Source organism: Aminobacter aganoensis, assembly GCF_014206975.1.
In the GTDB taxonomy this organism is placed as follows: Bacteria; Pseudomonadota; Alphaproteobacteria; order Rhizobiales; family Rhizobiaceae; genus Aminobacter; species Aminobacter aganoensis.
On sequence record NZ_JACHOU010000006.1, the window covers coordinates 146,617 to 172,740 of the forward strand.

20 protein-coding genes and 1 riboswitch are annotated in these 26,124 nt (G+C 64.9%); of the genes, 15 read left to right on the forward strand and 5 right to left on the reverse strand.

From position 1 onward, the window contains the following. Positions 1–16 precede the first annotated feature (16 nt). The 12 genes from GGR00_RS14695 to GGR00_RS14750 all read left to right on the forward strand — a co-directional run bounded on the left by GGR00_RS14695 (position 17) and on the right by GGR00_RS14750 (position 11,771). Entirely contained in the window at positions 17–1,171 is a 1,155-nt protein-coding gene (locus GGR00_RS14695; RefSeq protein ID WP_184699818.1) for an aminodeoxychorismate synthase component I, read from the forward strand. After that, positions 1,120–1,797, forward strand: a complete 678-nt coding sequence (locus tag GGR00_RS14700; RefSeq protein WP_184699819.1) for an aminotransferase class IV family protein — start codon at positions 1,120–1,122, stop codon at positions 1,795–1,797. Before GGR00_RS14695 ends, GGR00_RS14700 begins: the two co-directional genes overlap by 52 nt. A 54-nt stretch (positions 1,798–1,851) precedes the next feature. Beyond that, a complete protein-coding gene (locus GGR00_RS14705) occupies positions 1,852–2,145 on the forward strand; it encodes a CopG family ribbon-helix-helix protein (protein ID WP_184699820.1) in 294 nt (97 codons plus the stop codon). Next, positions 2,142–2,429: a type II toxin-antitoxin system RelE/ParE family toxin gene (locus GGR00_RS14710; RefSeq protein ID WP_055979642.1), complete on the forward strand. Its 288-nt coding sequence runs from the start codon at positions 2,142–2,144 to the stop codon at positions 2,427–2,429. Before GGR00_RS14705 ends, GGR00_RS14710 begins: the two co-directional genes overlap by 4 nt. Beyond that, positions 2,426–3,343, forward strand: a complete 918-nt coding sequence (locus GGR00_RS14715; protein ID WP_184699821.1) for a heme-dependent oxidative N-demethylase family protein — start codon at positions 2,426–2,428, stop codon at positions 3,341–3,343. The genes GGR00_RS14710 and GGR00_RS14715 overlap by 4 nt, the downstream gene beginning before the upstream one ends. Positions 3,344–3,480: 137 nt before the next feature. Then, positions 3,481–4,926 (forward strand): homospermidine synthase, encoded by a 1,446-nt coding sequence (locus tag GGR00_RS14720; RefSeq protein ID WP_055979650.1) that lies wholly within the window; start codon positions 3,481–3,483, stop codon positions 4,924–4,926. A gap of 160 nt (positions 4,927–5,086) precedes the next feature. Next, positions 5,087–5,470 (forward strand): outer membrane lipoprotein Omp10, encoded by a 384-nt coding sequence (gene omp10 / locus GGR00_RS14725; RefSeq protein WP_055979651.1) that lies wholly within the window; start codon positions 5,087–5,089, stop codon positions 5,468–5,470. Between the two features lie 245 nt (positions 5,471–5,715). Next, positions 5,716–7,623 carry a 5'-nucleotidase C-terminal domain-containing protein gene (locus tag GGR00_RS14730; RefSeq protein WP_184699822.1) on the forward strand — a complete coding sequence of 636 codons (1,908 nt, stop codon included), beginning with the start codon at positions 5,716–5,718 and terminating at the stop codon, positions 7,621–7,623. Between the two features lie 246 nt (positions 7,624–7,869). Continuing rightward, positions 7,870–8,934: a ferrochelatase gene (hemH, locus tag GGR00_RS14735; RefSeq protein WP_184699823.1), complete on the forward strand. Its 1,065-nt coding sequence runs from the start codon at positions 7,870–7,872 to the stop codon at positions 8,932–8,934. A gap of 63 nt (positions 8,935–8,997) precedes the next feature. Next, positions 8,998–10,212: an FAD-dependent oxidoreductase gene (locus GGR00_RS14740; protein ID WP_184699824.1), complete on the forward strand. Its 1,215-nt coding sequence runs from the start codon at positions 8,998–9,000 to the stop codon at positions 10,210–10,212. Positions 10,213–10,324: 112 nt separating this feature from the next. Beyond that, on the forward strand, positions 10,325–11,275 hold the full coding sequence (locus GGR00_RS14745; RefSeq protein ID WP_055979663.1) for an SPFH domain-containing protein: 951 nt from the start codon (positions 10,325–10,327) through the stop codon (positions 11,273–11,275). A gap of 31 nt (positions 11,276–11,306) precedes the next feature. After that, positions 11,307–11,771, forward strand: coding sequence for an NfeD family protein (locus GGR00_RS14750; RefSeq protein ID WP_184699825.1), 465 nt, complete (start codon positions 11,307–11,309; stop codon positions 11,769–11,771). Between the two features lie 280 nt (positions 11,772–12,051). On the opposite strand, the gene GGR00_RS14755 is transcribed toward GGR00_RS14750, so the two are convergent. Beyond that, positions 12,052–13,050: a KpsF/GutQ family sugar-phosphate isomerase gene (locus tag GGR00_RS14755; protein WP_055979671.1), complete on the reverse strand. Its 999-nt coding sequence runs from the start codon at positions 13,048–13,050 to the stop codon at positions 12,052–12,054. 182 nt (positions 13,051–13,232) lie between these two features. On the opposite strand from GGR00_RS14755, the gene GGR00_RS14760 reads away from it, so the two are divergent. Then, complete coding sequence (locus GGR00_RS14760) at positions 13,233–14,891, forward strand: outer membrane beta-barrel protein (RefSeq protein WP_246441387.1); 1,659 nt, start codon at positions 13,233–13,235, stop codon at positions 14,889–14,891. Here GGR00_RS14760 and bluB read toward each other — a convergent pair. Together bluB and galU are read right to left on the reverse strand one after the other, a co-directional pair. Further along, the gene (gene bluB, locus GGR00_RS14765; RefSeq protein WP_184699826.1) at positions 14,888–15,622 is read right to left on the reverse strand and encodes a 5,6-dimethylbenzimidazole synthase; all 735 of its coding nucleotides are present in this window, start codon (positions 15,620–15,622) and stop codon (positions 14,888–14,890) included. The genes GGR00_RS14760 and bluB overlap by 4 nt on opposite strands. Positions 15,623–15,669: 47 nt before the next feature. Continuing rightward, positions 15,670–15,852: riboswitch (cobalamin riboswitch) on the reverse strand. A 69-nt stretch (positions 15,853–15,921) separates the two neighbouring features. Next, positions 15,922–16,809, reverse strand: coding sequence for a UTP--glucose-1-phosphate uridylyltransferase GalU (gene galU / locus GGR00_RS14770; protein WP_055979679.1), 888 nt, complete (start codon positions 16,807–16,809; stop codon positions 15,922–15,924). A 252-nt stretch (positions 16,810–17,061) separates the two neighbouring features. On the opposite strand from galU, the gene GGR00_RS14775 reads away from it, so the two are divergent. Next, positions 17,062–18,288, forward strand: coding sequence for a lytic murein transglycosylase (locus GGR00_RS14775; RefSeq protein ID WP_055979682.1), 1,227 nt, complete (start codon positions 17,062–17,064; stop codon positions 18,286–18,288). 13 nt (positions 18,289–18,301) lie between these two features. Next, a complete protein-coding gene (locus GGR00_RS14780) occupies positions 18,302–19,543 on the forward strand; it encodes an SGNH/GDSL hydrolase family protein (protein ID WP_246441398.1) in 1,242 nt (413 codons plus the stop codon). Between the two features lie 190 nt (positions 19,544–19,733). Here the strand turns inward: GGR00_RS14780 and GGR00_RS14785 are convergent, their stop codons facing one another. Together GGR00_RS14785 and gltB are read right to left on the reverse strand one after the other, a co-directional pair. Further along, positions 19,734–21,188: a glutamate synthase subunit beta gene (locus tag GGR00_RS14785; RefSeq protein ID WP_184699827.1), complete on the reverse strand. Its 1,455-nt coding sequence runs from the start codon at positions 21,186–21,188 to the stop codon at positions 19,734–19,736. A gap of 115 nt (positions 21,189–21,303) precedes the next feature. After that, on the reverse strand, positions 21,304–26,034 hold the full coding sequence (gene gltB, locus GGR00_RS14790) for a glutamate synthase large subunit (RefSeq protein ID WP_184699828.1): 4,731 nt from the start codon (positions 26,032–26,034) through the stop codon (positions 21,304–21,306). Positions 26,035–26,124: the final 90 nt, after the last annotated feature.

Below are 26,124 nucleotides of genomic sequence, written 5' to 3' on the forward strand. Positions count from 1 at the left end.
CAAGCACGCTGACATCATGACTGGTCCCACATCTCCATTCGTCCTGTTCCGGGACGACCCCGCTGGCCGCGAGGTGCTGTTCGAAGCGCCCCGCGAGATCATCCTTGCGCATGACGCGGCGGATTTCTTCCCGGCCTTGCAGGCAGCCCAGACGGCGCATGAGCAAGGCAAGTGGCTTGCCGGCTACTTCTCCTACGAGGCCGGCTACCTGCTGGAGCCGAAGCTGCGGCCGCTGTTGCCCGAGGGGCGGCGCACGCCGCTGGTCTGCCTCGGCGTGTTCGACCAGCCGTCGGACCGGGATCGCGCGCCGTCGCGCGAGCCTGCGACCAACGGGCCGATCTTCGATGCGCGGGCGACGTGGTCGGAGGCCGACTATGGGCGCCGGTTCAGCAAGCTGCACCAGCACCTGCGCCAGGGCGACTGCTACCAGGCCAACCTGACCTTTCCCGTGCATGCGCAATGGTCCGGCACGCCGCTCGATGCCTTCGACGCGCTGATTGCCCGGCAGCCGGTGAAATACGGCTCGCTGGTCTCGCTCGGCGGGCCCGTCGTGCTGTCGCGCTCGCCCGAACTGTTCTTCGACATCGACAGCGAGGGCTGGATCGAGACCCACCCGATGAAGGGCACCGCCCCGCGCGGCAAGACGCCCGAGGAAGACGCCACCCTCAGGGAGTTCCTGCGCAACGACGAGAAGAACCAGGCGGAAAACCGCATGATCGTCGACCTGCTGCGCAACGACATCTCGCTGATCAGCGAAGTCGGCTCGCTCGACGTGCCCGAACTGTTCCGCATCGAGAGCTATCCGACGGTGCACCAGATGGTCAGCACCGTCAGGGCGAAGCTCCTGCCCGGCCTCAGCATCGAGCAGGTGTTTGCCGCCCTCTTCCCCTGCGGCTCGATCACCGGCGCGCCCAAGATCCGGGCGATGGAGATCCTGCACGATCTCGAAGGCACGCCGCGCGACGTCTATTGCGGCGCCATCGGCTGGATCGCGCCGGGCGGCACCATGCGCTTCAACGTGGCGATCCGCACCATCACGCTCTTTCCCGACGGCGAGGCCGTCTACAATGTCGGCGGGGGCGTGGTGTTCGATTCGACCGCCGAAGCGGAGTATGCCGAATGTCTTCTGAAAGCACGGTTCGCGACGGGCTCGGTTCCGGCTTCGAACTGATCGAGACGATGCGCTGGGAGCCGCAAGGCGGCTTCCTGCGCGGCGGCCGGCACCTTGCCCGGCTCAAGGCTTCGGCCGAGACGCTCGGCTTCGGCTTCGACGGGACGACGATCGAACAGGCCTTGACCGGGGCCACAGGCGGTGACACGCCGCTCAGGATCCGGCTCGTGCTTGGGTTCAACGGCAAGGCCGAAGTTACGAGCCACCCCTTCGTTCCGCTGGCGCCCGACGCAGTATGGACGGTGCGTATCGCGTCCACGCGCCTCGCCTCGACCGACCCGCTGCTTCGCCACAAGACCACGCGCCGCGAGGCCTACGATGCGGCCCGCGCCGAATTCCCGCGCGATGATGCCGACGAGGTGCTCCTGCTCAACGAGGCAGGCGAAGTCTGCGAAGGCACCATCACCAATCTCTTCATCGACATGGGCGACGGCGGCCCGCTCAGGACGCCACCCCTCGCCTGCGGCCTGCTGGCAGGCGTGCTGCGCGGCGAGATGATCGACAGGGGCGAGGCCGTGGAAGCCAAGGTGACCGTCCACGATCTCGCAGCCGCGCCGAGGATATTCGTCGGCAACTCCCTGCGCGGGCTGATTGGAGCTCGGGTCCCCGAGGCTCGCTTGGCTTGACGCACTCATCGACCAGCGCATACATTGTGCTCATGTGTGTTCGCGGAGATGACAATGACGAACAGCAACACATTTTCCGTGCGGCTTCCTCCTGAAACCAGGCAGGAGTTGGAGGACTACGCCAAGTCCACGCAGCGTTCGAGCGCCTTCATCGTCAAGGAAGCCGTCGAGGCCCATCTGGCCGAGCGCCGTGCTTATCTGGCTGCGATCCGGGAAGCGGTCGACGAGGCCGACGAAAGCGGTGAGTTCATTTCATGGGAAGCGACGTCGAAATGGCTTCGCTCATGGGGAACTGCGGATGAACTGCCGCCTCCCGAACCGGATGTCTTCACCAACAACGCCAAATGAAAATCCGGCTGACGAAAGCCGCGATCAGGGATTTGCGCGAGGCGCAAACGCATATTGCCGCAGACAGCGAGGAAGCGGCACGTCAACTTGTGCTGCGGCTGGACAGGGCCATCACCCTGCCCGGGGAGAAACCGACCATCGGCCGGCCCACGTCCGAAAAGGCCATACGCGAATGGTCCGTTCCCGGCCTGCCGTTTCTCATCCCCTATCGGATTGCAGATGATGCGGTCGAGATAATCCGCCTGTTCCATACCAGCCGAATGCGTCCACCACATTGGCTATGACTCCCACCCACACGCCCTATGACGGCAGCTCGAAGCCTTTCGCCATCGGCCTGAAGCAGGCCGACCCCCGCGACTGGATCGAGCTCGACGGCCATCTCGATGCCTATCTCGCGGAGAAGGACCGGCTCTATGCCGAACTGCCCGACAAGGTTTTCGTCGCCGAGCCGGACACGCGCCCCGCCCAGCGGGAAGTGCTCGACCTTCTGGTGGCGCACCTGACCGAACGCTTTCCCGAGACCTACAGTCTGGAGAACGGCCGCTGCACCATTGCCGGCACGGGCCGCACGGTCGACGTCGAAAACCCCGGCGACAACCCGCTGATCGCCGCCTCGAAGCTGGTGCAGGAAGACCTGATCCTGATGCGGCAGGGCGGGAATGGCTGGCGGCTGGCCGCCGGTTCGCTGTGCTTTCCCTCGTCCTGGAAGCTGACCGAAAAGTTCGGCCTGCCGATGCACGACATCCACGGCCCCGTGCCCGGCTTCGGCCCCGGCACCCGCATGGCGGAGCTGATCGCGCGCATGTTCGACAAGCTTGCCGTGCTTGTGGAACGTTTCAACTGGTCGATCCAGGCGGATGGCTCGCTCTATCACCCGCTTTCCGACCGCCAGCGCCTCGCCCGCTCGGCCGAGACGGCGACGACGTTTCCCGGCGCCGACGTCGCCGCTCACGCCTTCATCCGCGTCGAGCGGCAGACCTTGCGCAAGCTGCCCGTCTCCGGCGACGTGCTGTTCACGATCCGCATCCATCTCGATCCGCTGGCGGTGCTCGCCCGCCACAAGGACCGGGCCAGACTGGCCGCGTCCTTCGCCGAACAGCTGATGAGCCTCGACCGCGACCAGCTCGATTACAAGGGCCTCGCCGCCGACCGCGACAGGCTCGTCGGCTTCCTCGGCGACGTCGCGAAAGCCGGCTAATAGCGGCATAACGTCCAGCATCCACAGCATCTGGGGCTGAGGATTCGCTTTATTGTGACAAGCATGTATGGTTTAGCCGTTGAAGCCGGGTCAATTGGGGCCCGGCTCTTTTAGTGTGAGAAGGAGTGCCATAAAAAATGGCGAATGAAAAATGGCCCGTTTACGGTGAGATTACTGGACCTGTAGTGATGATCGGCTTCGGCTCGATCGGCCGCGGAACGCTCCCCCTCATTGAACGCCATTTCAAGTTCGACAAGTCGCGCATGGTGATCATCGATCCCAGCGACGAAAACCGGAAGATCGCGGATGAGCGCGGCATCAAATTCATCCAGGAGGCGGTATCCAAGGACAATTACAAGGACCTGCTGACGCCACTCCTGACCAACGGCGGCGGCCAGGGCTTCTGCGTCAACCTGTCGGTCGACACCGGCTCGGTCGACCTCATGCATCTCTGCCGCAAGCTTGGCGTACTCTATGTCGACACCGTGATCGAGCCCTGGCTCGGCTTTTACTTCGACAACAACGCCGGCAATGACGAGCGCACCAACTATGCGCTGCGCGAGACGCTCCTGGCCGAACGGCGCAAGCATCCCGGCGGCACCACCGCCGTCTCCACCTGCGGCGCCAACCCGGGCATGGTCTCGTGGTTCGTCAAGCAGGCGCTGGTCAACCTCTCCAAGGACCTCGGCATCGAATTCGAAGAGCCGGCGCAGCATGACCGCGAAGGCTGGGCTGCGCTGATGAAGAAGGCCGGCGTCAAGGGCATCCACATCGCCGAGCGCGACACCCAGCGCACCAAGAACCCCAAGCCGATGAACGTGTTCTGGAACACCTGGTCGGTCGAGGGCTTCATCTCGGAAGGCCTGCAGCCGTCCGAGCTCGGCTGGGGCACGCACGAGAAGTGGAAGCCCAAGAACGCCAAGAAGTTCAAGCACGGCAACAAGGGCGCGATCTATCTCGAGCAGCCCGGCGCCAACACCCGCGTCCGCACCTGGTGCCCGACGCCGGGCGCGCAGTACGGCTTCCTCGTCACCCACAACGAGGCGATCTCGATCTCCGACTTCTTCACCGTGCGCTCGAAGAAGGGCAAGGTGACCTACCGGCCGACCTGCCACTACGCCTACCATCCCTGCAACGACGCGGTTCTGTCGATGCACGAGATGTTCGGCGCCGCCGGCAAGCCGCAGCCGGTTCACCACGTTCTCGACGAGGACGAACTGGTCGACGGCATCGACGAACTCGGCGTGCTGCTCTACGGCCACGACAAGAACGCCTACTGGTTCGGCTCGCAGCTGTCGCTGGAACAGGCCCGCAAGCTCGCGCCTTACCAGAACGCAACCGGGCTTCAGGTCTCGTCGGCGGTGCTCGCCGGCATGGTCTGGGCATTCGAGAACCCGGAGGCAGGCATCGTCGAGGCCGATGAAACCGACTACAGGCGCTGCCTGGAAGTGCAGCTTCCGTATCTCGGACCGGTCAACGGCTACTACACCGACTGGACGCCGCTCGAAGGCCGCCCCGGCCTGTTCGAGGAGGATCTCGACAAGGACGATCCCTGGCAGTTCCGCAACGTGCTGGTTCGCTAAGGCACAACCGAACGCCATTCCTGGAACGGAATGGCGTTCTATTTCCTTATAGAAACACGATCCCGAAAATGCCGATGGCTTTTCGGGATTTTGTTCTGAGCCTTGCCTTCATCTCCAAATCGGGCGATTGAAGACAGGCGGACTGAGGAGAGGATTCTTGATGACGACTTCGCGCAAAATTGCTTCGGCCGGAGTACTCGCCCTGCTTGCGGCCGCCATCGCCGGCTGTTCGACCAGCGGCGGATCTTCGGGTGGCGGCTCGCGGCCCGCGCCGACGGGCGTCGAAGGTGCCTGGCTTGACGCCAAGGGCACCGGACTGTCGACCTTCCAGGCTGGCGCATTCCAGACGGTCGCCACCGACACCGGCCAGAAGCTGTCCGACGGCACCTACATTCTGACCGGCGCCAACTCGGTGCAGATCAACGGCACGTCGCTGATCCGCCAGTCGCCGATCAGCTTCAATTGCCTGCTGATCTCGGCCAACCAGCTCAACTGCACCAGCGGCACCAACCAGCAGTTCACCCTGACCAGGCGCTCGGCCTGATCCTGGCTTTGCGCCCGCCCAGGCGGGCGCAACACTTGCGCTGACGCTCCAGCTCGACGGCAGAGCGCTGCTGCCACGCATTGGCCGGCTCTCTCGATTGGCAAGTAGATCGCGCCGCCATTCGGCTTCAGAATCTCCCTTGCATCCGAAAAATCGGAATGTGAACATGGCCCCAAGGAATGTGTAACATTCCGGTCAAGCGAAGACGCTAAACGTCTCGCGGGGGTCATTCGGGAGATTTCAACATGAAGAGATTGGCTGCCATTGCGGCTTTGTCGGCTTCGGCGTTCGGTTATTCCGCCGCGCCGTCATTCGCCGACTACACGTTGACCATTCTGCACATCAATGACTGGCACAGCCGCATTGAGAGCAACAACAAGTTTGAATCGACCTGCTCGGCCGAGGAAGAGGGCAAGGGCGAGTGCATCGGCGGCGCCGCGCGCCTGGTCACGGCGATTGCCGACCAGCGCAAGAAGCTCGAAGGCCAGAACGTGCTGCTGCTCAACGGCGGCGACAATTTCCAGGGTTCGCTGTTCTACACCACCTACAAAGGTGCGGCCGAAGCCGAATTCCTGAACCAGATGAAATTCGATGCCATGACCGTGGGCAACCACGAGTTCGACGACGGCGAAGAGGCGCTGGTGCCGTTCCTGGAGAAGATCCAGTTCCAGGTCCTGTCGGCCAACGTCCATCCCAATGCCCAGTCGAAGGTCGGCGACCGCATCAAGCCGTCGCTCGTGCTCGAGGTCGGCGGCCAGAAGATCGGCATCGTCGGTGCCGTCACCAACGACACGCCCGAGGTCGCCTCCCCCGGCCCCAACATCGCCATCGAGGACGACGTCAAGAACATCACCGCCGAGGTCGAAAAGCTGAAGGCGGAGGGCGTCAACAAGATCATCGCACTGACCCATGTCGGCTATCCGCGCGACAAGGAAATGATTGCCAAGATTCCCGGCGTCGACGTCGTCGTCGGCGGCCACTCGCACTCGCTTTTGTCGAACACCGACGCCAAGGCCGAAGGGCCCTACCCGACGATGATCGACAACCCCGAGGGCTACAAGGTGCCGGTCACCCAGGCCGCGTCCTATTCCAAGTATCTCGGCGAGTTCACCGTCACCTTCGACGACAACGGCATCGTCAAGGAAGCCAAGGGCGACCCGATCTATCTCGACAATTCGATCAAGCCCGACGAGGCCGTGCTCGCCCGCATCAAGGAGCTCGGCGCCCCCATCGAGGAACTCAAGAACAAGGAGGTCGCCGAGACTACCGCGCTCATCGACGGCAGCCGCGAAACCTGCCGCGCCCGCGAATGCGAGATGGGCAACCTGATCTCCGATGCCATCCTCGACCGAGTCAAGGACCAGGGCGTCACCATCGTCTTCCAGAACGGCGGCGGCATCCGCGCCTCGATCGACCAGGGCGTCGTCACCATGGGCGAAGTGCTGACCGTACTGCCGTTCCAGAACACGCTGGCCACCTTCCAGCTCTCCGGCAAGGACATCGTCGCCTCGCTCGAGGCCGGCGTCAGCGAGATCGAGGAAGGCAAGGGCAAGTTCCCGCAGGTCGCCGGCCTGAAATACTCCTTCGACAAGTCGGTCGCCGCCAATGCCGGCCGCATCAAGTCGGTCGAGGTGATGGACGGCGGCGCCTGGAAGCCGATCGACGAGGCCAAGGTCTACACGGTCGCCACCAACAACTACGTCCGCCAGGGCGGCGACGGCTACAAGCTGTTCGCCGACAATGGCGCCAATGCCTATGACTACGGTCCGAGCCTCGAACAGGTGGTCGCCGACTACCTCGCCAAGAACCGGCCCTATACGCCCAAGCTCGACGGCCGCATCACCGAGATTGCAGCGGCGGCCGCCGCTGCACCCGCAGAACCGGTAAAGCCGGCCGAGCCTGCCCCGGCCGCAACCGAACCGGCCAAGCCCGCCGACACCGCGGCAGCACCCGCAGCGGCGGAACCGGCGGCCGGTGCCGCCGCCACCGGCGGCAAGACGCACACCATCGCCGCCGGCGACACCTACTGGGATCTCGCCAAGACCTATCTCGGCGACCCCACCAAGTGGCAGACGATCGCCGACGCCAATCCCGACGCCAAGGCCAAGGATCTGCACATCGGCGGAACGCTTTCGATCCCGTCGACGAACTGATAGGGCTCTTCTGCCACAAACCCGCCCGGCATGCCGGGCGGGTTTGTGCTTTTGGAGATTGGCGAACAGGGAATAGTGAGTAGCGAATAGTCGGGCAGTACCCTTGGGCGCACGAGCCTGTTGGCTCAACCGCCCCCTCTAGCCCCTGCTCACCATTCCCTGTTCGCTCCTGTGCCGGGTGCGGCCAGACGCGACATTGATCGGCTGCCCCATTCAACTAGGTATCCCGCATAACGGAGACACCGAATGAACCTGACCACGACCATCGACGAAAAATCGGCCAAGGCGCTCGGCCCGTTTCCCAATGGCCATCCGGCGGTGCGCAAGGGCAAGGTCGGCGTTCTCCTGGTCAATCTCGGCACCCCCGACGGCACCGACACCAAGTCGATGTGGCGCTATCTCCGCGAATTCCTCTCCGATCCGCGCGTCATCGAGATGCCGAAGCTTTTGTGGTACCCGATCCTCTACGGCATCGTGCTCAACACGCGCCCGAAGAAATCGGGCGAGAACTACAAGAAGATCTGGAACACCGAACGCGACGAATCTCCGCTGCGCACCTACACCCGCGCCCAGGCGGAAAAGCTCTCCGAGGCCTTGCGCGACCTTCCCGACGTGATCGTCGACTGGGGCATGCGCTATGGCAATCCTTCGACGGAAAGCGCGGTCAACAAGATGATCGCCCAGGGCTGCGACCGCATCGTCATGTTCCCGCTCTATCCGCAGTTCTCGGCGACGACGACGGCGACCGCCAGCGACCAGCTGTTCCGCGCGCTGATGAAAATCCGCGCCATGCCGTCGGTCCGCACGGTGCCGGCCTATTATGACGAGCCCGTCTATGTCGAGGCGCTGGCGCGCTCGATCGAACAGCACCTGGCTTCGCTCGATTTCGAGCCGGAGGTCATCCTCGCCTCCTATCACGGCATTCCAAAACCCTATTTCGAGCGCGGCGATCCCTATCACTGCCATTGCGTGAAGACGACGCGGCTGCTGCGCGAGCGGCTCGGCATGGACGACAAGAAGCTGATGACCACCTTCCAGTCGCGCTTCGGCGCCCAGGAATGGCTGCAACCCTACACCGACAAGACGGTCGAACGGCTGGCCAAGGAGGGCGTGAAGTCGATCGCCATCGTCAACCCCGGCTTCTCCGCCGACTGCATCGAGACGCTGGAGGAGATCGCCGGCGAGAACGCCGAGATCTTCCACCATGCCGGCGGCAAGAACTTCTCCCACATCCCCTGCCTCAACGACAGCGCCGAAGGCATGGCGGTGATCGAGGCAATCGCCCGGCGCGAACTGTCGGGCTGGGTCTGACCGCCTAGGCGGAACCTCCACTGGCGCGCGGCGTTGAACGCGGGCCAGGGAGACCCGCCAATCGTGACCCGCAAGCTCGACCTCAGGACCGGACGGCCCGTCTGGTATGCCTACCGCGCGCCGACGGTTCCGACCGGCAGGCTGACGCGCGACATCAAGGCAGACGTCGCCATCGTTGGCATGGGCATCAGCGGGGCCATGGTGGCGGAAGCGCTGACGGATGCCGGCATGTCCGTCGCCTGCATCGACCGCCGCGGCCCGCTCCTGGGCTCGACCTCGGCAACCACCGCACTGGTCCAGTACGAGATCGACAAGCCGCTGTCCAAGCTGGTGCCCGGCATCGGCAAGGACCGCGCCGAGCGCGCCTGGCGGCGCTCCCGGCTTGCGGTGACGAACCTCATGGCCCGCATCGACGAACTCGGCATACGCTGCAACGTCGAGACCCGGCAATCGCTCTACCTGGCCGGCGACGTGCTCGATGCCAGCGGATTGCGCGCCGAGGTCGAGGCGCGGCGGCTTGCCGGCATCCATGCCACCTATCTCCCCAAGGCAGAACTGCGCGAACGGTTCGGCATCGCCCGCGACAGTGCGATCCTGAGCCACGGCAACCTGGCGCTCGATCCGCGCAAGCTGACGGCCGGGCTGCTGTTGACGGCAGGCCAACGCAAGGCCCGCTTCTATGCACCGGCCGAGGCCACCGGCATCGCCTCGAGCCGCGACGAGGTGACGGTCGCGACACGCGGCGGCCCGACCATCACCGTCAGCCATGCGGTACTCGCCACCGGCTACGAGCTCGTCCCCGGCTTTCCTCAGGTGCCCGACCATCAGGTGATCTCGACCTGGGCCATCGCCACGCAGCCGCAGAAGCGCATGCTCTGGCCGGACGCCGCCCTGATCTGGGAAGCCTCCGATCCGTATCTCTATCTACGCGCGACAACCGACGGCCGGGTGATCTGCGGCGGCGAGGACGAGGACTTCACCGACGAAGCGCGCCGCGATGCGCTGATCGCCGAGAAATCGGATCGCATCGCCGCCAAGCTGAAGCGGCTCCTGCCCCGGCTCGACACCGCGCCGGAATTCGCCTGGACCGGTTCGTTCGGCACCACCGCGACAGGCCTTCCCTATATCGGCACGCTTCCCCGCCTGCCGCGCGTGCACGCGGTGATGGGATATGGCGGCAATGGCATCACTTATTCGCGCATCGCCGCCGAGATCGTCCGTGCCGCCCTGTGCGGAAACCGGGACAGCGACGCCGATCTGTTCGGCTTCCCGCGCTGAGCCGGGAGCATTTCACCGCTCCCTTGTTGTAACGCTGCCGAAACGCCCTTAAGTCTTTCGCGCATGCGGCGCGACCTGTGAATCGCGCACTCAACTTGCGGGGGTGTTTCGAATGGACTTCAGCGGTTTCGATCTGGTCATCCCGGTCCTTGTCGTACTGGTGCTTTTGCTGCTGTTTGCCGGCATCAAGACCATCCCGCAGGGCTACAACTACACGGTCGAACGCTTTGGCCGCTACACCAAGACCCTGACGCCCGGCCTCAACCTGATCATCCCCTTCATCGACCGCGTCGGCGCCAAGATGAACATGATGGAGCAGGTGCTCGACGTGCCGACCCAGGAAGTCATCACCCGCGACAACGCCATCGTGGCGGTCGACGGCGTCGCCTTCTACCAGGTGCTGAGCGCGCCCCAGGCCGCCTACCAGGTCGCCGGCCTGCAGAACGCCATCCTCAACCTGACGATGACCAACATCCGCACGGTAATGGGCTCGATGGACCTCGACGAGCTGCTGTCCAACCGTGACGCCATCAACGAGCGTCTGCTGCGCGTCGTCGACGAAGCCGCCCACCCCTGGGGCATCAAGGTCACCCGCGTCGAGATCAAGGACATCAACCCGCCGGCCAACCTGGTGGAATCGATGGCCCGCCAGATGATGGCCGAGCGCAACAAGCGCGCCCAGATCCTCGAGGCCGAGGGTTTGAAGGCGGCACAGGTGCTGGAGGCCGAAGGCCGCCGCGAGGCCGCCTTCCGCGATGCCGAGGCGCGCGAACGCGCCGCCGAGGCGGAAGCCCGCGCTACCCAGGTGGTGTCGGAAGCCATCGCCAAGGGCGACGTCCAGGCGATCAACTACTTCGTCGCCCAGAAATACACCGAAGCGCTGGCCAAGATCGGCTCGGCGTCGAACAGCAAGGTCGTGCTGATGCCGATGGAGGCGTCGTCGCTGATCGGCACGCTCGGCGGCATCGGCGAGATCGCCAAGGAGGTGTTCCGCGCCGAAGGCACTGCCGGGGCGCAGCGCCAGGCCTCGCGGACGCCGAGAATTCCCCCGGAGCAGAACTGAACCTGGCACGACGTGAAGTGAGGACCCGCACATGATCGCAAGCGTCGTTGCCGAACTCGGTCCCTGGAACTGGATGCTGCTCGGCTTCATCCTGCTCTGCCTGGAGATCTTCGCGCCCGGAGTGTTCCTGCTGTGGATCGGCATTGCCGCGCTGATCGTCGGCTCGGCCTCGCTGCTGCTCTGGGACGCCGCGTTCTGGAGCTGGCAGGTGCAGGTGCTGGTCTTCCTCGTGCTGGCGCTCGCCTCGGCCTATGTCGGCAAGAAGATCGTCCGCGACCGCGAGGACCCCTCCGACCAGCCGCTGCTCAACCGGCGCGGCGCCCAGATGATCGGCCGCACCGCGACGCTGACCGAGCCGATCAAGGAAGGACGCGGCCGCATCAAGCTCGGCGACACGACTTGGCGCGTGTCGGGGCCCGACCTGCCCGTGGGCACGCAGGTGCGCGTCACCGCTGCCGCCGACACCGACCTGGAGCTGGTGGTGGAGGCTGTCTGAAGCCTGATTGAGACGCAGGCAGCAAGTGCTTGCCCTGGCCGCAGATCGCAGGCCCCGCAGAAGCCCTCATGGTGAGCCTGTCGAACCACGAGGGCGTCAGCGCAACCCCATGCGCCAGCTCGGACTACCCAAAAACCCCGCTGTAAATCGGATTGTCGAACGACAGGCACGCGCCATAGCCTGGCGCCCTCGTGGTTCGACAGGCTCACCATGAGGGCTACTGGGGGCGTTTCGGCAAGTCGTTGGAAGACGAAGACAGTCGACTCCAGAACCAAAGGTCCTAAGCCGCGCCGATCCTCAGAAGATCGTGGAAATGGACGATGCCGACAGGCCTGTCGCCTTCGACCACCGGTATGGCGCTGATATTGTGCTCGTTGAGCATCGCCGTCGCTGTGCCCGCCAGCATCTCGGGCGGCACTGTCTTGGGCTGCCGGGTCATGATGTCCTCGACATTGGTCTCGGCGAGGTTGCGGTCGAGATTGCGAGCCAGGTCGCCATCGGTGACGATGCCGGCCAGCCTGCCCTGCGCGTCGACGACGACGACGCAGCCGAAGCGCTTCTTCGACAGCGTCTTCACCGCCTCGGGCATCTTGGTACCGATCGCGACGATCGGCATTTCGTCGCCCTTGTGCATCAGGTCGCCGACCGGCATCAGGCTCGCGCCGAGCTGGCCGCCGGGATGGAAGGTGCGGAAATGGTCGGCGGTGAAGCCGCGTGCCTCGAGCAGGGCCACCGCCAGCGCATCGCCGATGACGAGTTGCAGCAGCGTCGAGGTCGTGGGCGCAAGGCCGTGCGGACAGGCCTCCGGCGCACGCGGCAGCGACAGGACGACGTCGGCCTGGCGCGCCAGCGCCGAAGAATCGCCTGCGGTAAGCGCGATCAGCGGGATCGAAAAGCGCCTCGAATAGGCGACGATGCCCTTGAGCTCGGCGGTCTCGCCCGACCAGGACAGCGCGACGATGGCGTCGTCCTTGGTGATCATGCCGAGGTCGCCATGGATGGCTTCCGAGGGGTGCACGAAATAGGCCGGCGTTCCGGTCGAGGCGAAGGTCGCCGCCAGCTTGGAGCCGATATGTCCGCTCTTGCCGACGCCGGTGATGATCGCCCGGCCGCTGAGCTGGCCCAGGATCGAGACAGCCTTGGCGAAGGGGTCCGCCAAGGGGCCATCGAGCGCGGCGGCAAGCGCGGCGATGCCGACCTGCTCGGTAGCGACGGTGCGGAGCGCCGAGGCGATCGACGCCTGCGGGTCCGGCTCTTTTTTCAGCGATCCAGCGTGCATGGCGCATGCGTTAGCGCGTCGTACCGCCTCTGTCCATGATTATCCGCCCGGCACGGCCGGCCCTGGCGGCGGCTGGAAACGCTCCGTTAACCATGGCGATTTACCAGTTGGTAAGTGCGGCCCCTTGCGCCGGCGAAGCAGTGGTGAAGATGGCGCAGGTCAGGCCAGGGCAAAACAGGCGAATGAGCGGTGCGGGATTGCGCTTCTTGCTGGCAACGGCAAGCGCAGCAACCCTGCTTTGCGCCCTGCCGGTGCATGCCCAGGAAGCCGGCCTGCGCGGCGCGGTCAACGAGGCCGACACGACCGCACAGTTGTTGCGCCGGCGACCGGCACAGCAGCCTGCCCCCGAAATCCAGGACCAGGCGGCCACCTACCAGCCCATCAGCCCTGGCGCCGTGCCGGAGCAAACCGACCCGGCCGGCACGGACGACCTGTTTAGCGAACCACCCAACGCCTATGCGGCCGATGCCGCCAACCCGTCCAGCCGTCCGACGACGACCGCAATCCAGCGCTCCAGGGAAGCACGCGAAAGACGCGCCGCCCCCGCTAGGGCAGCCGCAACGACAGCTGCCACGCCGGAGCAGGATGAAGAATTGACCACCGGCACGGTGCGGCAGGGAACCGTCGATTCGCTGATCGCGGAAGAAAACGGCCCGGAATCGGAGCGTCAGCGAGCGATCGAGGGCCGCAGGCCGGTGCCGGACGAAAACCCGTTCGAGCCGACAGGCATCCGCTTCGGCACCTTCCTGCTCAAGCCGAGCCTCGAACAGGGCGTCACCGCCACCTCCAACGCCGATTCGAGTTCGGACGGCAAGTCGGCGGTGCTGTCGGAAACCACGCTGCGCCTGAATGCGGCCTCAGACTGGGACAGCCACTCGGCCACCATCGACGCCTACGGCAATGTCCGCAAGTCCGTCTCGGGCCAGGAGGTCGAGGATGTCGAGGCCGGCATCGACGGCCGGCTGCAGCTCGACTTCGCCGACGATATCCGCGCCATCGCCACCCTCGGCTACGACATCCGCCCGGAATCGGCGAGTTCGCCGGTGGTGATCGTCGGCACCGCGTCGCGCCCCGTGCGCCACACCCTCGACGGCAGCATCGGTGTCGAGAAGGACGTCGGCAAGCTGCGCTTTGCCGTGACCGGCGAAGCCGCCAAAGAGAGTTTCAGCGACGCCGACCTGTCGGGCGGCGGCACGCTTTCGCAGGAAGACAGGAACTCGACGCTCTATACCGGCCGTTTCCGTGCCGGATATGAGATTTCCCCGGCGCTGACACCCTTCGGCGAGATCGAATACGGCCGCCGCGTCTACGATCTCAGGTTCGACACGGCCGGTTTCGAACGCTCGTCCAACCGGATCGGCGCCCGCGCCGGCGTCGAGCTCGACATGGGCGAGAAGTTCGGCGGCGAGATTTCCGCAGGCTGGCTTTCGGAAGACTTCGACGACGACCGGCTGGAGACGATTTCGGCGGCGACGATCGCCGCGGATCTGCGCTGGTCGCCGATGCGCGGCACCATCGTTACGCTCAACGGGACGACGCAGGTCGAAGGTTCGACAACGCCGGGCGAAAGCGGCTCGGTGCTCTACACCGGCCGCCTCGGCGTCGGGCGTCAGATTCGCGCCAATCTCACCGGCTTTGCCGCGGCCGGCGTCGGCTGGCGCGACTATGCTGGCAGGGACGACCATGAACTCAGGCTCAGCGCCGAAGCCGGCCTGACCTGGTGGCTCAACCGCTATGCCGGCCTCACCGGCAGGCTGCGCCACGAAACCTTCGACAGCACCCTGGCCGGCCGCGACAGCAAGACCAACAGCGTCTTTGTCGGGTTGAGGGTGCAGCGCTAGGCGCCAACCGGAGTACCGGCCAGCCTGGCTGCGGCGTCTTTCAGCTCCGTTTCGCCGTCGCCGCAATACTCCTCGCTCATGATCAGGTCGGCAAGCGGCAGCCGGCTGCCCCAGCCATGGCGTTCGAGATCGGGTCTTGCGGCGAATTCCGACACCCGACCGACGCAGAGATAGGCGACCGGCACGACATGTTCGGGAATGGCGAGCATCCGCTTCAGCGCCTCTCGGTCGATGATGCTGACCCAGCCGACGCCGACGCCTTCGGCCCGCGCCGCCAGCCAGAAATTCTGGACTGCGCAAACGGTGCTGTAGAGGTCCATCTCGGGATTGTGCCATCGCCCCAGCGGCGAGTTCCGCGACCGGCTGCGGTCGCAGGTGACGACGAGGTTGAGCGGGCTCTCGCAGATGCCCTCGAGCTTGAGCTTGCGGTACAGCGCCTGCCGCTCCTCGGCGATATGCGGCAGTTCCTGCTGGCGGGCGGCCAGGAACAGGTCGCGCACCTGTTGCCTGCGCCGTTGATCGCGGATGACGATGAAGTTCCACGGTTGCATGAAACCCACCGACGGCGCGTGATGGGCCGCCATCAGCAGGCGCGCCAGCATGTCGTCGTCGAGCGGGTCGGGCAAAAAGTGGCTGCGCACGTCGCGCCGCGTGAAGATGGCGCGGTAGACGGCCTCCTGGGCAGCAAGGTCGAAACAGCCTGAATGGGCATGGGCATGGTCGGCCGGCATCGCGTGTCCCCTGGCGAGCAAATCGGTTTCCCCCGCCTGACCATGCGGTGGACGATTTCTGCCGGGCCGGTCTTCTGGCTCGAGTTCAACCCGCCTCCGGCGCCTTCCCGTTCTACGAACAGTGGCTATTGCCGATGCGGTCCCTCTTACAGCGTTGGGCACGCCACGGATTTGCACCGTGTTCCCGATTCTCCCGCATCGCTGCGGGCACCTGGCAGGAGATGTCTATACGGCTGCGATGCCGATGGCCATCGCTCCGCGCGTCCAAAGCTGGCGCGCGGGCGACATTTCGACAGGGATCAGCGGCCGGGCTTCATCTCGCCGAGCAAGCCTTCGATGACGCCGGCCATGCGCTCGTTGATGTCGGCGCGCGACAGCGCAAAGGCGACGTTGGCCTCGACGAAGCCTTCCGGCGAACCGCAGTCGAATGTGCGGCCGCGATAGTGATAGCCGTAGAAGGACTGCTGCTTCTCCAGCTTCAGCATCGCATCGGTGAGCTGGATCTCGTCGCCGGCGCCGCGCTCCTGCTTGGCCAGGATGTCAAAGATCTCCGGCTGCAGGATGTAGCGGCCGTTGATGAACAGGTTCGACGGCGCAGTTCCCTGCTTCGGCTTTTCCACCATGCCTTCGATCTCGAAGCCGGTGTGGACCGCCTTGCCCTTGCCGACGATGCCGTATTTGTGCGCCTCGGCCGGATCGCATTCCTGCACCGCGATGATGTTGTTGCCTGTCTCGGCATAAAGCTCGACCATCTCGCGCATGCAGCTCTTTTCCGACTGCATGATCATGTCGGGCAGAAGCAGCGCGAAGGGCTCGTCACCGACCAGCTCACGCGCGCACCACACCGCATGGCCAAGGCCGAGCGGGACCTGCTGGCGGGTGAACGAGGTTTGGCCGGGCGCCGGCTGCAGGCGCTGCAGACGCTCGAGCTGTTCGCTTTTGCCGCGCTGGGCCAGCGTATCGTAGAGTTCGAACTGCACGTCGAAATGATCTTCGATGACGGCCTTGTTGCGGCCGGTGACGAAGATGAAGTGTTCGATACCCGCCTCGCGTGCTTCGTCGACCACGTATTGAATCACCGGACGATCGACGACCGTCAGCATTTCCTTGGGGATCGACTTGGTGGCAGGCAGAAAACGCGTGCCGAGGCCCGCGACCGGGAAAACTGCCTTGCGAACTCTTTTCATTGCTTGGTTCATCCGATGGAGGATTACGAGTATCGGGCAGGCACACTGCCATAGCGGAATTGATGAATACTGAATGCGTTCACATATTCGCCGGCAGCCGGCAAGAGGATCGATCACGCGATCTTGATTGTCGAAACCAGTCGGGAAACAATCGCCAGAACCGCTTTTCGTTCCCCAAGGGGGCTATGGTAAACTGATTGATAACCGGCATCGGCGATGAATCGTATTTCTGATCTCTCCAAGGAGGAAAGAATGCCCCTTCGCAAGACCGCCAGAGGCCTCGCAAGCGCCGCTGCAATCGCCGGCCTTTCGCTGGCATTCATGCTGCCGGCCGGCCCGGCGGCGGCCGAAGCCGGCTTCCAGCGCTGGGTGGCGAGCTTCCGCTCGGTCGCCGCAGACAACGGGATTTCCGGCTCGACCTACGACCGCGCCTTTCGCGGTGTGACCTCGGCCGACCCCGAAGTGCTGGAAAAGGCCCGTTTCCAGCCCGAATTCACCGCCCCCGTCTGGGACTATTTCGACAATCGCGTCCATGACCAGTCGATCACGGTCGGCCGCGAGATGGCCCGCAAGTGGAAGCCGTGGCTCGACCGCATCGAGGCCAAGTTTGGCGTCGACCGCTACATCCTGCTTGCCATCTGGTCGATGGAATCGAACTACGGCGAGATTCTCAAGAACGACAAGGTGATGCGCAATGTCGTGCGCTCGCTGTCGACGCTCGCCTATGGCGACAAGCGGCGCGCGAAGTTCGCCCGGACACAGCTGATAGCGGCGCTCAAGATCCTGCAGCGCGGCGACATCGACGAGAGCCACCTCGTCGGCTCCTGGGCCGGCGCCATGGGCCACACCCAGTTCATCCCGACCAGCTACCAGGCCTATGCCGTCGACGCCGACGGCAACGGCAAGCGCGACATCTGGAATTCGGTGCCCGACGCGCTCGCAACCGCCGCCAACCTGTTGAAGAAGAACGGCTGGCAGGGCGGCAAGACCTGGGGCTACGAGGTCGTGCTGCCCGAGGGCCGCAAGTTCCCGTCCGGCTCGATGACGCTCGACAAATGGGCAGCGCTCGGCGTCGAACGCGCCAATGGCAAGGCCTTCAAGCGCGGCTCCGACGTGGCGACGCTCAAGGTGCCGGACGGCCGCGGCGGCCCGGCCTTCCTGATGACCAAGAACTTTTCGGTCATCAAGCGCTACAACAACGCCGACAAATATGCGCTCGCCGTTGGTCTTCTTGCCGACGAAATCGCCGGCTATGGCGGTCTGGTGCAGGACTGGAAGCGCCCCTTCACAAAGCTCAGCTTCGAGGAGAAGCAGGAGCTGCAGAAGCGGCTGTCGGCGCATGGCTATTACGACGGCAAGGCGGACGGCAAGATCGGCGAGGGTTCGCGCTCGGCGATCAAGACTTTCCAGGCACAGCTGGGCTTGACGCAGGACGGCCATCCGAGCATGGAAGTGCTCAACAGGCTGAGGCGGAATTAGCAATCGGAGGTTGCTGTTGGCATCGTCGCGTTCGGGAAAAGTCGCTCTGCGCCTGACGATGCCGCTGGTCGCGGCGGCGATCACGTTGACCGCGATTGCCAGCACCGCGCCCTCCCCGGCCATTGCCCAGGAGGGCATATTGCGGCGCTGGTCGCTGCGTGACCTGTTCATGCCGCGCCGCGAGCGCGTCGACCCCTATATCCTCGAACAGCCGCAGGATCAGCCGCGCAAGAAGATCCGCAAGACGCCGCGCAAGCCGAAGGCGACCGCCGGCAACGTCAGCCGCCCGGCCGAGCCCGTCGTGCCGGTGATCGAGAAAGCGGCCGACGCACGCGTCGTGCTGGTCATCGGCGACTTCCTCGGCGGCGGCCTTGCGGAGGGGCTGGGCACCGTCTTTGCAGAGAATGCCAAGATCCGAGTCGTCGACAGGACCAACGGTTCGTCGGGCTTCGTGCGCGAGGATCACTACAACTGGCCCGAGCAGGCCAAGGCACTGATCGAGCAGGAAAAGCCGGCAGCCATCATCGTCATGATGGGCTCCAACGACCGCCAGCAGATGCGGGTCGCCGACAACCGCGAACCGCCGATGAGCCCGGCGTGGACCAAGGAATACGCCGCCCGCACAGAAAAGCTCGCCAAGGCCATCGCCGAGACCAAGGTGCCGTTCCTGTGGGTCGGCATGCCGGCGTTCAAATCGTCGAAGATGAGCACCGACATGCTTGCCTTCAACGACATCTACCGTGCCGCGACCGAGGCAGCCGGCAGCGAATTCGTCGACGTCTGGGACGGTTTCGTCGACGAGAACGGCGCTTTCGTCACGTCAGGCCCCGACATCAACGGCCAGCCGGTGCGGTTGCGTTCCGACGACGGCATCAACGTCACCCGCGCCGGCAAGCGCAAGCTCGCCTTCTTCGCCGAAAAACCGCTCAACAAGCTGCTCGGCATCACCCCGCAGGGAATGGAGGCCGTCGTTCCCGCCAGCCTGCCGCAGGCGACTCCGGGCGAACTCAACGTGCCGGTCAACATCGACCGCACCGTGCCGGTCTCGCTTTCCGATCCCGAACTCGATGGCGGCACCGAATTGATGGGGGCGCAGGCGGCACCCAAGGGCGACCCGCGCTCGCCCGGCGAAAAACTCGCCGTGCAAGGCATAGCACCTGCCGCCCCGCCCGGGCGCGCCGATGATTTTTCCTGGCCGCCCAAGCCGCTTCCGGCAGCGCAAGGCACCGAAACGACGACCGCGATCAGGCGGTAGGACGCAAGACCCGCCGTGCGTCCTTCGAGACCCGCCCGCAAAGGGTATTGATCCATCCACCAGGCAAAGCAAGGGCTCGCACCTCAGATGAGGACCGTAGCGTTACGATCCTCATCTGAGGTGCGAGCCCTCGTTGTCATTGCAGCTCTTGGGTCTGCGGGCGAGCCCCGAAGGACGCACCCGCATCGATTCAGCGCGGCAGGACGCTCGCACCCATCAGCGCCAGGTCGATCGACTGCGCCGCCTGGCGTCCCTCGCGGATCGCCCAGACGACCAGCGACTGGCCGCGGCGGACGTCGCCGGCAGCGTAGAGCTTGTCGACGTTGGTCCTGTAGTCCTGCTCGTTGGCCGCGACATTGGTCGAACGGCGGCTGTCGGAGGCGATGTCGAGCTTACCTTCGAGCTCCTTGACCAGGCCGCCGGAAATCGGGCCAGCAAAGCCGATGGCGATGAAGGCGAGATCGGCGCGGATCACGAATTCGGTGCCCGGGATCGGCTTGCGCTTCTCGTCGACCTCGCAGCACTTCACGCCGGTCAGCTGGCCTTCCTCGCCGATGAACTCCAGCGTTGCCACCTGGAACTCGCGCTGCGCGCCTTCGGCCTGCGACGACGAGGTCCGCATCTTGGTCGCCCAATAGGGCCACACGGCGAGCTTGTTTTCCTTCTCCGGCGGCTGTGGCCGGATGTCGAGCTGGGTCACGCGCACCGCGCCCTGGCGGAATGCCGTGCCGACGCAGTCGGAGGCGGTGTCGCCGCCGCCGACGACGACGACATGCTGGCCGCCGGCAACGATCGGCTCGGACGGCCAGGCGACCGACTGGATGTCCTCGCCGCCGACGCGCTTGTTCTGCTGGACGAGGTAGGGCATCGCGTCATGCACGCCCTTGAGGTCGTCGCCGGGGATGCCCGCTGGACGCGGCGTTTCCGAGCCGCCGCAATAGAGCACGGCGTCGAACTCGCCGAGCAGTTCCGCGACCTTCTTGTCGAGGCCGACATTGACGCCGCAATGGAAGGTCACGCCCTCGCCCGCCATCTGCTCGACGCGACGGTCGATATAGTGCTTCTCCATCTTGAAGTCCGGGATGCCGAAGCGCAGCAGGCCGCCGGGGCGGCTCTCGCGCTCGTAAACATGGACGTCATGCCCGGCACGGCCGAGCTGCTGGGCCGCTGCCATGCCGGCGGGGCCCGAGCCGATGACGGCGACGCGCTTGCCGGTTTTCTTCTCCGGCGGATAAGGCCTGATGTAGCCGGTCTCGTAGGCCTTGTCGGCGATCGCCTGTTCGACCGTCTTGATGGCGACCGGAATGTCCTCGATGTTCAGCGTGCAGGCTTCCTCGCAAGGCGCGGGACAGATGCGGCCGGTGAATTCGGGGAAGTTGTTGGTTGAATGAAGGTTGCGGATCGCGTTGTCCCAGTCGCCATTGTAGACCAGATCGTTCCAGTCGGGGATCTGGTTGTGGACCGGACAGCCGGTCGGCCCATGGCAGAACGGGATGCCGCAATCCATGCAGCGCGCAGCCTGCTTTTCCACTTCCTTGTCCGACATCGGCAGCGTGAATTCGCGGAAATGCCGGATGCGGTCGGAAGCCGGCTGGTACTTGTGCACCTGCCGGTCGATTTCGAGAAAACCTGTAACCTTACCCATCGTCGCTCTCGTCAGTCATGCCCAGCACCTCGGCGCGGGCGTAAAATTCCACCACTTCAAATGAAGCATGCGATGGCGGGCGCCCTCTCGGGCGCCGCCGGCAGGACGGTCGCGGTCACTCCGCCGCGACGTTCATCCTCATGCGCTCCATCTCGATCAGCGCGCGGCGGTATTCCACCGGCATGACCTTGCGGAATTTGGGTCGGTAGCTCGCCCAGTCGTCCAGGATCTGCTTGGCGCGGGTCGAACCGGTGTAGTGCATGTGGTTCGAGATCAGCTGCACCAGGCGCTCCTCGTCGTGGCGGGTCATGTCGCCCGACACATCGACACGGCCCTTGTGGGCAATGTCGCCGCCGTGATGATGCAGCTTCTCCAGCATGTCGTCCTCTTCAGGGACAGGCTCGAGCTCGACCATCGCCATGTTGCAGCGCTCGGCGAAATCGCCTTCCTCGTCGAGCACATAGGCGACACCGCCCGACATGCCCGCCGCGAAGTTGCGGCCCGTCTTGCCGATGACGACGACGACGCCGCCAGTCATGTACTCGCAGCCATGGTCGCCGACGCCTTCGACGACGGTGACGGCACCCGAGTTGCGGACGGCGAAGCGTTCGCCGGCCACACCGCGGAAGTAGCACTCACCTTCGATGGCGCCGTAGAGCACGGTGTTGCCGACGATGATAGAGTCTTCGGCGACGATCTTGGAATCTTCGGGCGGGCGGATGACGATGCGGCCGCCCGACAGGCCCTTGGCGACATAGTCGTTGCCGTCGCCGACCAGTTCGAACGAAACGCCGCGCGTCAGGAAGGCGCCGAAGGACTGGCCGGCAGTGCCGGTCAGCTTCACCGAGATGGTGTCTTCGCGCAGGCCCTTGTGCTTGAAGCGCTTGGCGACCTCGCCCGACAGCATCGCACCGGCGGAGCGGTCGACGTTGCGGATGGTTGCCTCGATCTTCACCGGCTGCCGTGACTCGAGCGCGGGCCTGGCTTCCGCGATCAGCTTGCGGTCGAGCACGTCGTCGATCGGGTGCTTCTGGCGCTCGGTCCAGTGCGTCGCCGAGGCAGGCGCATCCGGCTTGTAGAACACCTTGGAGAAGTCCAGGCCGCGCGACTTCCAGTGGTTGATCAGCTCGCGCTTCTCAAGCAGGTCGGCGTCGCCGATGATCTGGTCGAGATGGGTGAAGCCCATCTTGGCCAGGAGCTCGCGCACCTCTTCGGCGACGTAGAAGAAGTAGTTGATGACATGCTCGGGCGTGCCCTTGAAGCGCTTGCGCAGCACCGGATCCTGGGTGGCGACGCCAACCGGGCAGGTGTTGAGATGGCACTTGCGCATCATGATGCAACCCGCCGCGATCAGCGGCGCTGTCGAGAAGCCGAACTCGTCGGCGCCCAGCAGAGCGCCTATGACGACGTCGCGGCCGGTGCGCAAGCCGCCGTCGACCTGGAGCGCGACGCGCGAACGCAGGCCGTTCAGCACCAGCGTCTGGTGCGTCTCGGCAAGGCCCATCTCCCACGGGCTGCCGGCATGCTTGAGCGAGGTGAGCGGCGAAGCGCCCGTGCCGCCGTCATAGCCGGAGATCGTGATGTGGTCGGCGCGCGCCTTGGCGACACCAGCCGCAACCGTGCCGACGCCCACTTCCGACACGAGCTTGACCGACACATCGGCCGCCGGGTTGACGTTCTTCAGGTCATAGATCAGCTGCGCCAGATCTTCGATCGAATAGATGTCGTGATGCGGCGGCGGCGAAATCAGACCCACGCCTTGCGTCGAATGGCGGGTCTTGGCGATCGTCGCGTCGACCTTGTGACCGGGCAGTTGGCCGCCCTCGCCGGGCTTGGCACCCTGCGCCACCTTGATCTGCATCATGTCGGAGTTGACCAGATATTCGGTCGTCACGCCGAAGCGGCCCGAGGCCACCTGCTTGATCGCCGAACGTTCCGGGTTCACCGAGCCGTCGGGCAGCGGCAGGTAGCGGTCCGGCTCCTCGCCGCCCTCGCCGGTGTTCGACTTGCCGCCGATCCGGTTCATGGCGACGGCCAGCGTCGAATGCGCCTCGCGGCTGATCGAGCCGAAGGACATCGCCCCAGTCGAGAAGCGCTTGACGATCTCGGCCGCCGGCATGACGTCGTCGATGGAAACCGGCTTGCGCCCGCTCTCCTCGGCAGACTTGATATGGAACATGCCACGGATGGCCTGGGCACGCGCCGTCTCGCTGTCGATCTGGGCCGAGAACTCCTTGAAGGTCGACCACGAACCGCTGCGAACGGCATGCTGGAGCGATGCGACCGCGTCAGGCGTCCACATGTGGGCTTCGCCGCGCATGCGGTACATGTACTCGCCGCCGACGTCGAGCGCGTTGCGCAGCACCGGGTCTTCGCCGAAGGCGGACGCATGGCGCGCCACCGTCTCGGCCGAGATTTCATCGAGGCCGACGCCTTCGATGTTGGTCGCGGTGCCGGTGAAGTACTTCTCGACGAAGTCGGTCTTGAGGCCGATGGCGTCGAATATCTGCGCGCCGCAATAAGACTGGTAGGTCGAGATGCCCATCTTGGACATCACCTTGAGGATGCCCTTGCCGATCGACTTGATGTAGCGGCCGACGACTTCCGAGCCGTCGACTTCCGGCGGGAATTCGCCGCGCTTGTGCATGTCGGTCAGCGTGTCGAAGGCCAGGTACGGGTTGATCGCCTCGGCGCCGTAGCCGGCCAGGCAGCAGAAGTGGTGCACCTCGCGCGGCTCGCCCGATTCCACCACGAGGCCGACCGAAGTGCGCAGGCCCTTGCGGATCAGGTGGTGGTGGACGGCCGCCGTTGCCAGCAGCGTCGGGATGTCGATGCGATCGGGCCCGATCTGGCGATCGGACAGGATGATGATGTTGTAGCCGCCGGCGACCGCCGCTTCGGCACGCTCGCACAGCCGCTCGATGGCACCTGCCATGCCGGCAGCGCCTTCGGCCGCCGCATAGGTGATATCGATCGTCTTGGTATCGAAGCGGTCCTCGGTGTGGCCGATGGAGCGGATCTTCTCGAGATCGCCATTGGTCAGGATCGGCTGGCGCACCTCGAGCCGCTTCCGGCGGGAGGAGCCGACCAGATCGAAGATGTTCGGGCGCGGGCCGATGAACGACACCAGGCTCATCACCAGCTCCTCGCGGATCGGATCGATCGGCGGGTTGGTGACCTGGGCGAAGTTCTGCTTGAAGTATGTGTAGAGCAGCTTGGCCTTGTCCGACATCGCCGAGATCGGCGTGTCGGTGCCCATCGAGCCGACGGCTTCCTGGCCTGTCGTCGCCATCGGCGACATCAGCAGCTTGGTGTCTTCCTGGGTGTAGCCGAAGGCCTGCTGGCGATCGAGCAGCGAGACGTCCTTGCGCAGCTCGCGCGGCTCGACCGGCTTCAGCTCCTCGAGGATCAGCTGGGTGTTGGCCAGCCACGTCTTGTAGGGGTGCTTGGTGGCGATCTCGGACTTGATCTCCTCGTCCGAGATGATGCGGCCCTCGACCAGGTCGATCAGCAGCATCTTGCCGGGCTGCAGGCGCCACTTCTTGACGATGTGCTTTTCGGCGACCGGCAGCACGCCGGCCTCCGAGGCCAGGATCACCCGGTCGTCGTCGGTGACGATGTAGCGGGCCGGACGCAGACCGTTGCGATCGAGCGTCGCGCCGATCTGGCGGCCGTCGGTGAAGCACACCGCCGCCGGGCCGTCCCACGGCTCCATCAGCGCTGCGTGATACTCGTAGAAGGCCTTGCGGTCGGCATCCATCGACTTGTTGCCGGCCCAGGCTTCCGGGATCAGCATCATCATGGCGTGCGCCAGCTTGTAGCCGCCCTGGAACAGGAACTCGAGCGCGTTGTCGAAGCAGGCCGTGTCCGACTGCCCCTCATAGGAGATCGGCCAGAGCTTGGAGATGTTGTTGCCGAACAGCTCGCTGTCGACCGAGGCCTGGCGCGCCGCCATCCAGTTGTTGTTGCCGCGCACCGTGTTGATTTCGCCATTGTGGGCGACCATGCGGTACGGGTGCGCCAGCTTCCACGACGGGAAGGTGTTGGTCGAGAAGCGCTGGTGGACGAGGATCAGCGCGGTCTCGAAGCGCGGATCATTGAGGTCCTTGTAATAAGCGCCGACCTGGAAGGCCAGGAACATGCCCTTGTAGACGATGGTACGCGCCGACAGCGACACGCAATAGGCGCCGACATCGCGGTTGTTGTGCTCGGCATAGATGCGCCCGGAAATGACCTTACGCAGCAGATAAAGCCGCGCTTCATATTCCTCGTCGTCATCGATCTCAGGCGTGCGCCCGATGAACACCTGGCAGTGGAACGGCTCGGAAGCCGCGATTTCAGGTGCCTTCGACAGCGAGGAGTTGTCGACCGGCACGTCGCGGAAGCCGATCAGCGGCAAGCCTTCCGACTGCGCCGACTCGCGGATGATGTCGATGACATGTTCGCGCGTCGCGGCGTCCTGCGGCATGAACCAGTGGCCGACGCCGTACTGGCCGGGAGCCGGCAGCTCGATGTCCTGCTTGGCCATCTCTTCGCGGAAGAAGCTGTCAGGGATCTGCACCAGCACGCCAGCGCCGTCGCCCATCAGCGGGTCGGCACCGACGGCACCGCGATGCGTCAGGTTCTCGAGCATGAACAGCCCGTCCTTGACGATCTGGTGCGACTTGATGCCCTTCATCTGGGCGATGAAGCCGACGCCGCAGGCGTCATGCTCGTTGCGCGGATCGTAAAGGCCATGCGCTGCATAGCCGGTGGTGGTTCGGAGATGATCGGTTTTCTTGTTGGCCGCTTTCGTCTGCGCGGCCGGCACAAAACCCGTCGTCACAGATGGCGTCAACTCCGTCATCATCTCTCTCCATTCCGGCCCGATCCGGGCAGTTCGCTTTGGGACGGCAACGTGCCGGTCCGCTCACCTTCAGATATGCTTTCGATATGC

Bases quoted from the DNA above. Each gene is read 5' to 3' on its own strand.
- GGR00_RS14775 (WP_055979682.1), top strand. From the start codon at position 17,062: ATGCCCCTTCGCAAGACCGCCAGAGGCCTCGCAAGCGCCGCTGCAATC.
- gltB (WP_184699828.1), bottom strand. From the start codon at position 26,034: ATGACGGAGTTGACGCCATCTGTGACGACGGGTTTTGTGCCGGCCGCG.
- galU (WP_055979679.1), bottom strand. From the start codon at position 16,809: ATGAAAAGAGTTCGCAAGGCAGTTTTCCCGGTCGCGGGCCTCGGCACG.
- GGR00_RS14755 (WP_055979671.1), bottom strand. From the start codon at position 13,050: ATGCACGCTGGATCGCTGAAAAAAGAGCCGGACCCGCAGGCGTCGATC.
- GGR00_RS14720 (WP_055979650.1), top strand. From the start codon at position 3,481: ATGGCGAATGAAAAATGGCCCGTTTACGGTGAGATTACTGGACCTGTA.
- GGR00_RS14760 (WP_246441387.1), top strand. From the start codon at position 13,233: ATGAGCGGTGCGGGATTGCGCTTCTTGCTGGCAACGGCAAGCGCAGCA.
- hemH (WP_184699823.1), top strand. From the start codon at position 7,870: ATGAACCTGACCACGACCATCGACGAAAAATCGGCCAAGGCGCTCGGC.
- GGR00_RS14785 (WP_184699827.1), bottom strand. From the start codon at position 21,188: ATGGGTAAGGTTACAGGTTTTCTCGAAATCGACCGGCAGGTGCACAAG.
- GGR00_RS14705 (WP_184699820.1), top strand. From the start codon at position 1,852: ATGACGAACAGCAACACATTTTCCGTGCGGCTTCCTCCTGAAACCAGG.
- GGR00_RS14710 (WP_055979642.1), top strand. From the start codon at position 2,142: ATGAAAATCCGGCTGACGAAAGCCGCGATCAGGGATTTGCGCGAGGCG.
- GGR00_RS14700 (WP_184699819.1), top strand. From the start codon at position 1,120: ATGTCTTCTGAAAGCACGGTTCGCGACGGGCTCGGTTCCGGCTTCGAA.
- GGR00_RS14715 (WP_184699821.1), top strand. From the start codon at position 2,426: ATGACTCCCACCCACACGCCCTATGACGGCAGCTCGAAGCCTTTCGCC.
- omp10 (WP_055979651.1), top strand. From the start codon at position 5,087: ATGACGACTTCGCGCAAAATTGCTTCGGCCGGAGTACTCGCCCTGCTT.
- GGR00_RS14750 (WP_184699825.1), top strand. From the start codon at position 11,307: ATGATCGCAAGCGTCGTTGCCGAACTCGGTCCCTGGAACTGGATGCTG.
- GGR00_RS14695 (WP_184699818.1), top strand. From the start codon at position 17: ATGACTGGTCCCACATCTCCATTCGTCCTGTTCCGGGACGACCCCGCT.
- GGR00_RS14745 (WP_055979663.1), top strand. From the start codon at position 10,325: ATGGACTTCAGCGGTTTCGATCTGGTCATCCCGGTCCTTGTCGTACTG.
- GGR00_RS14730 (WP_184699822.1), top strand. From the start codon at position 5,716: ATGAAGAGATTGGCTGCCATTGCGGCTTTGTCGGCTTCGGCGTTCGGT.
- bluB (WP_184699826.1), bottom strand. From the start codon at position 15,622: ATGCCGGCCGACCATGCCCATGCCCATTCAGGCTGTTTCGACCTTGCT.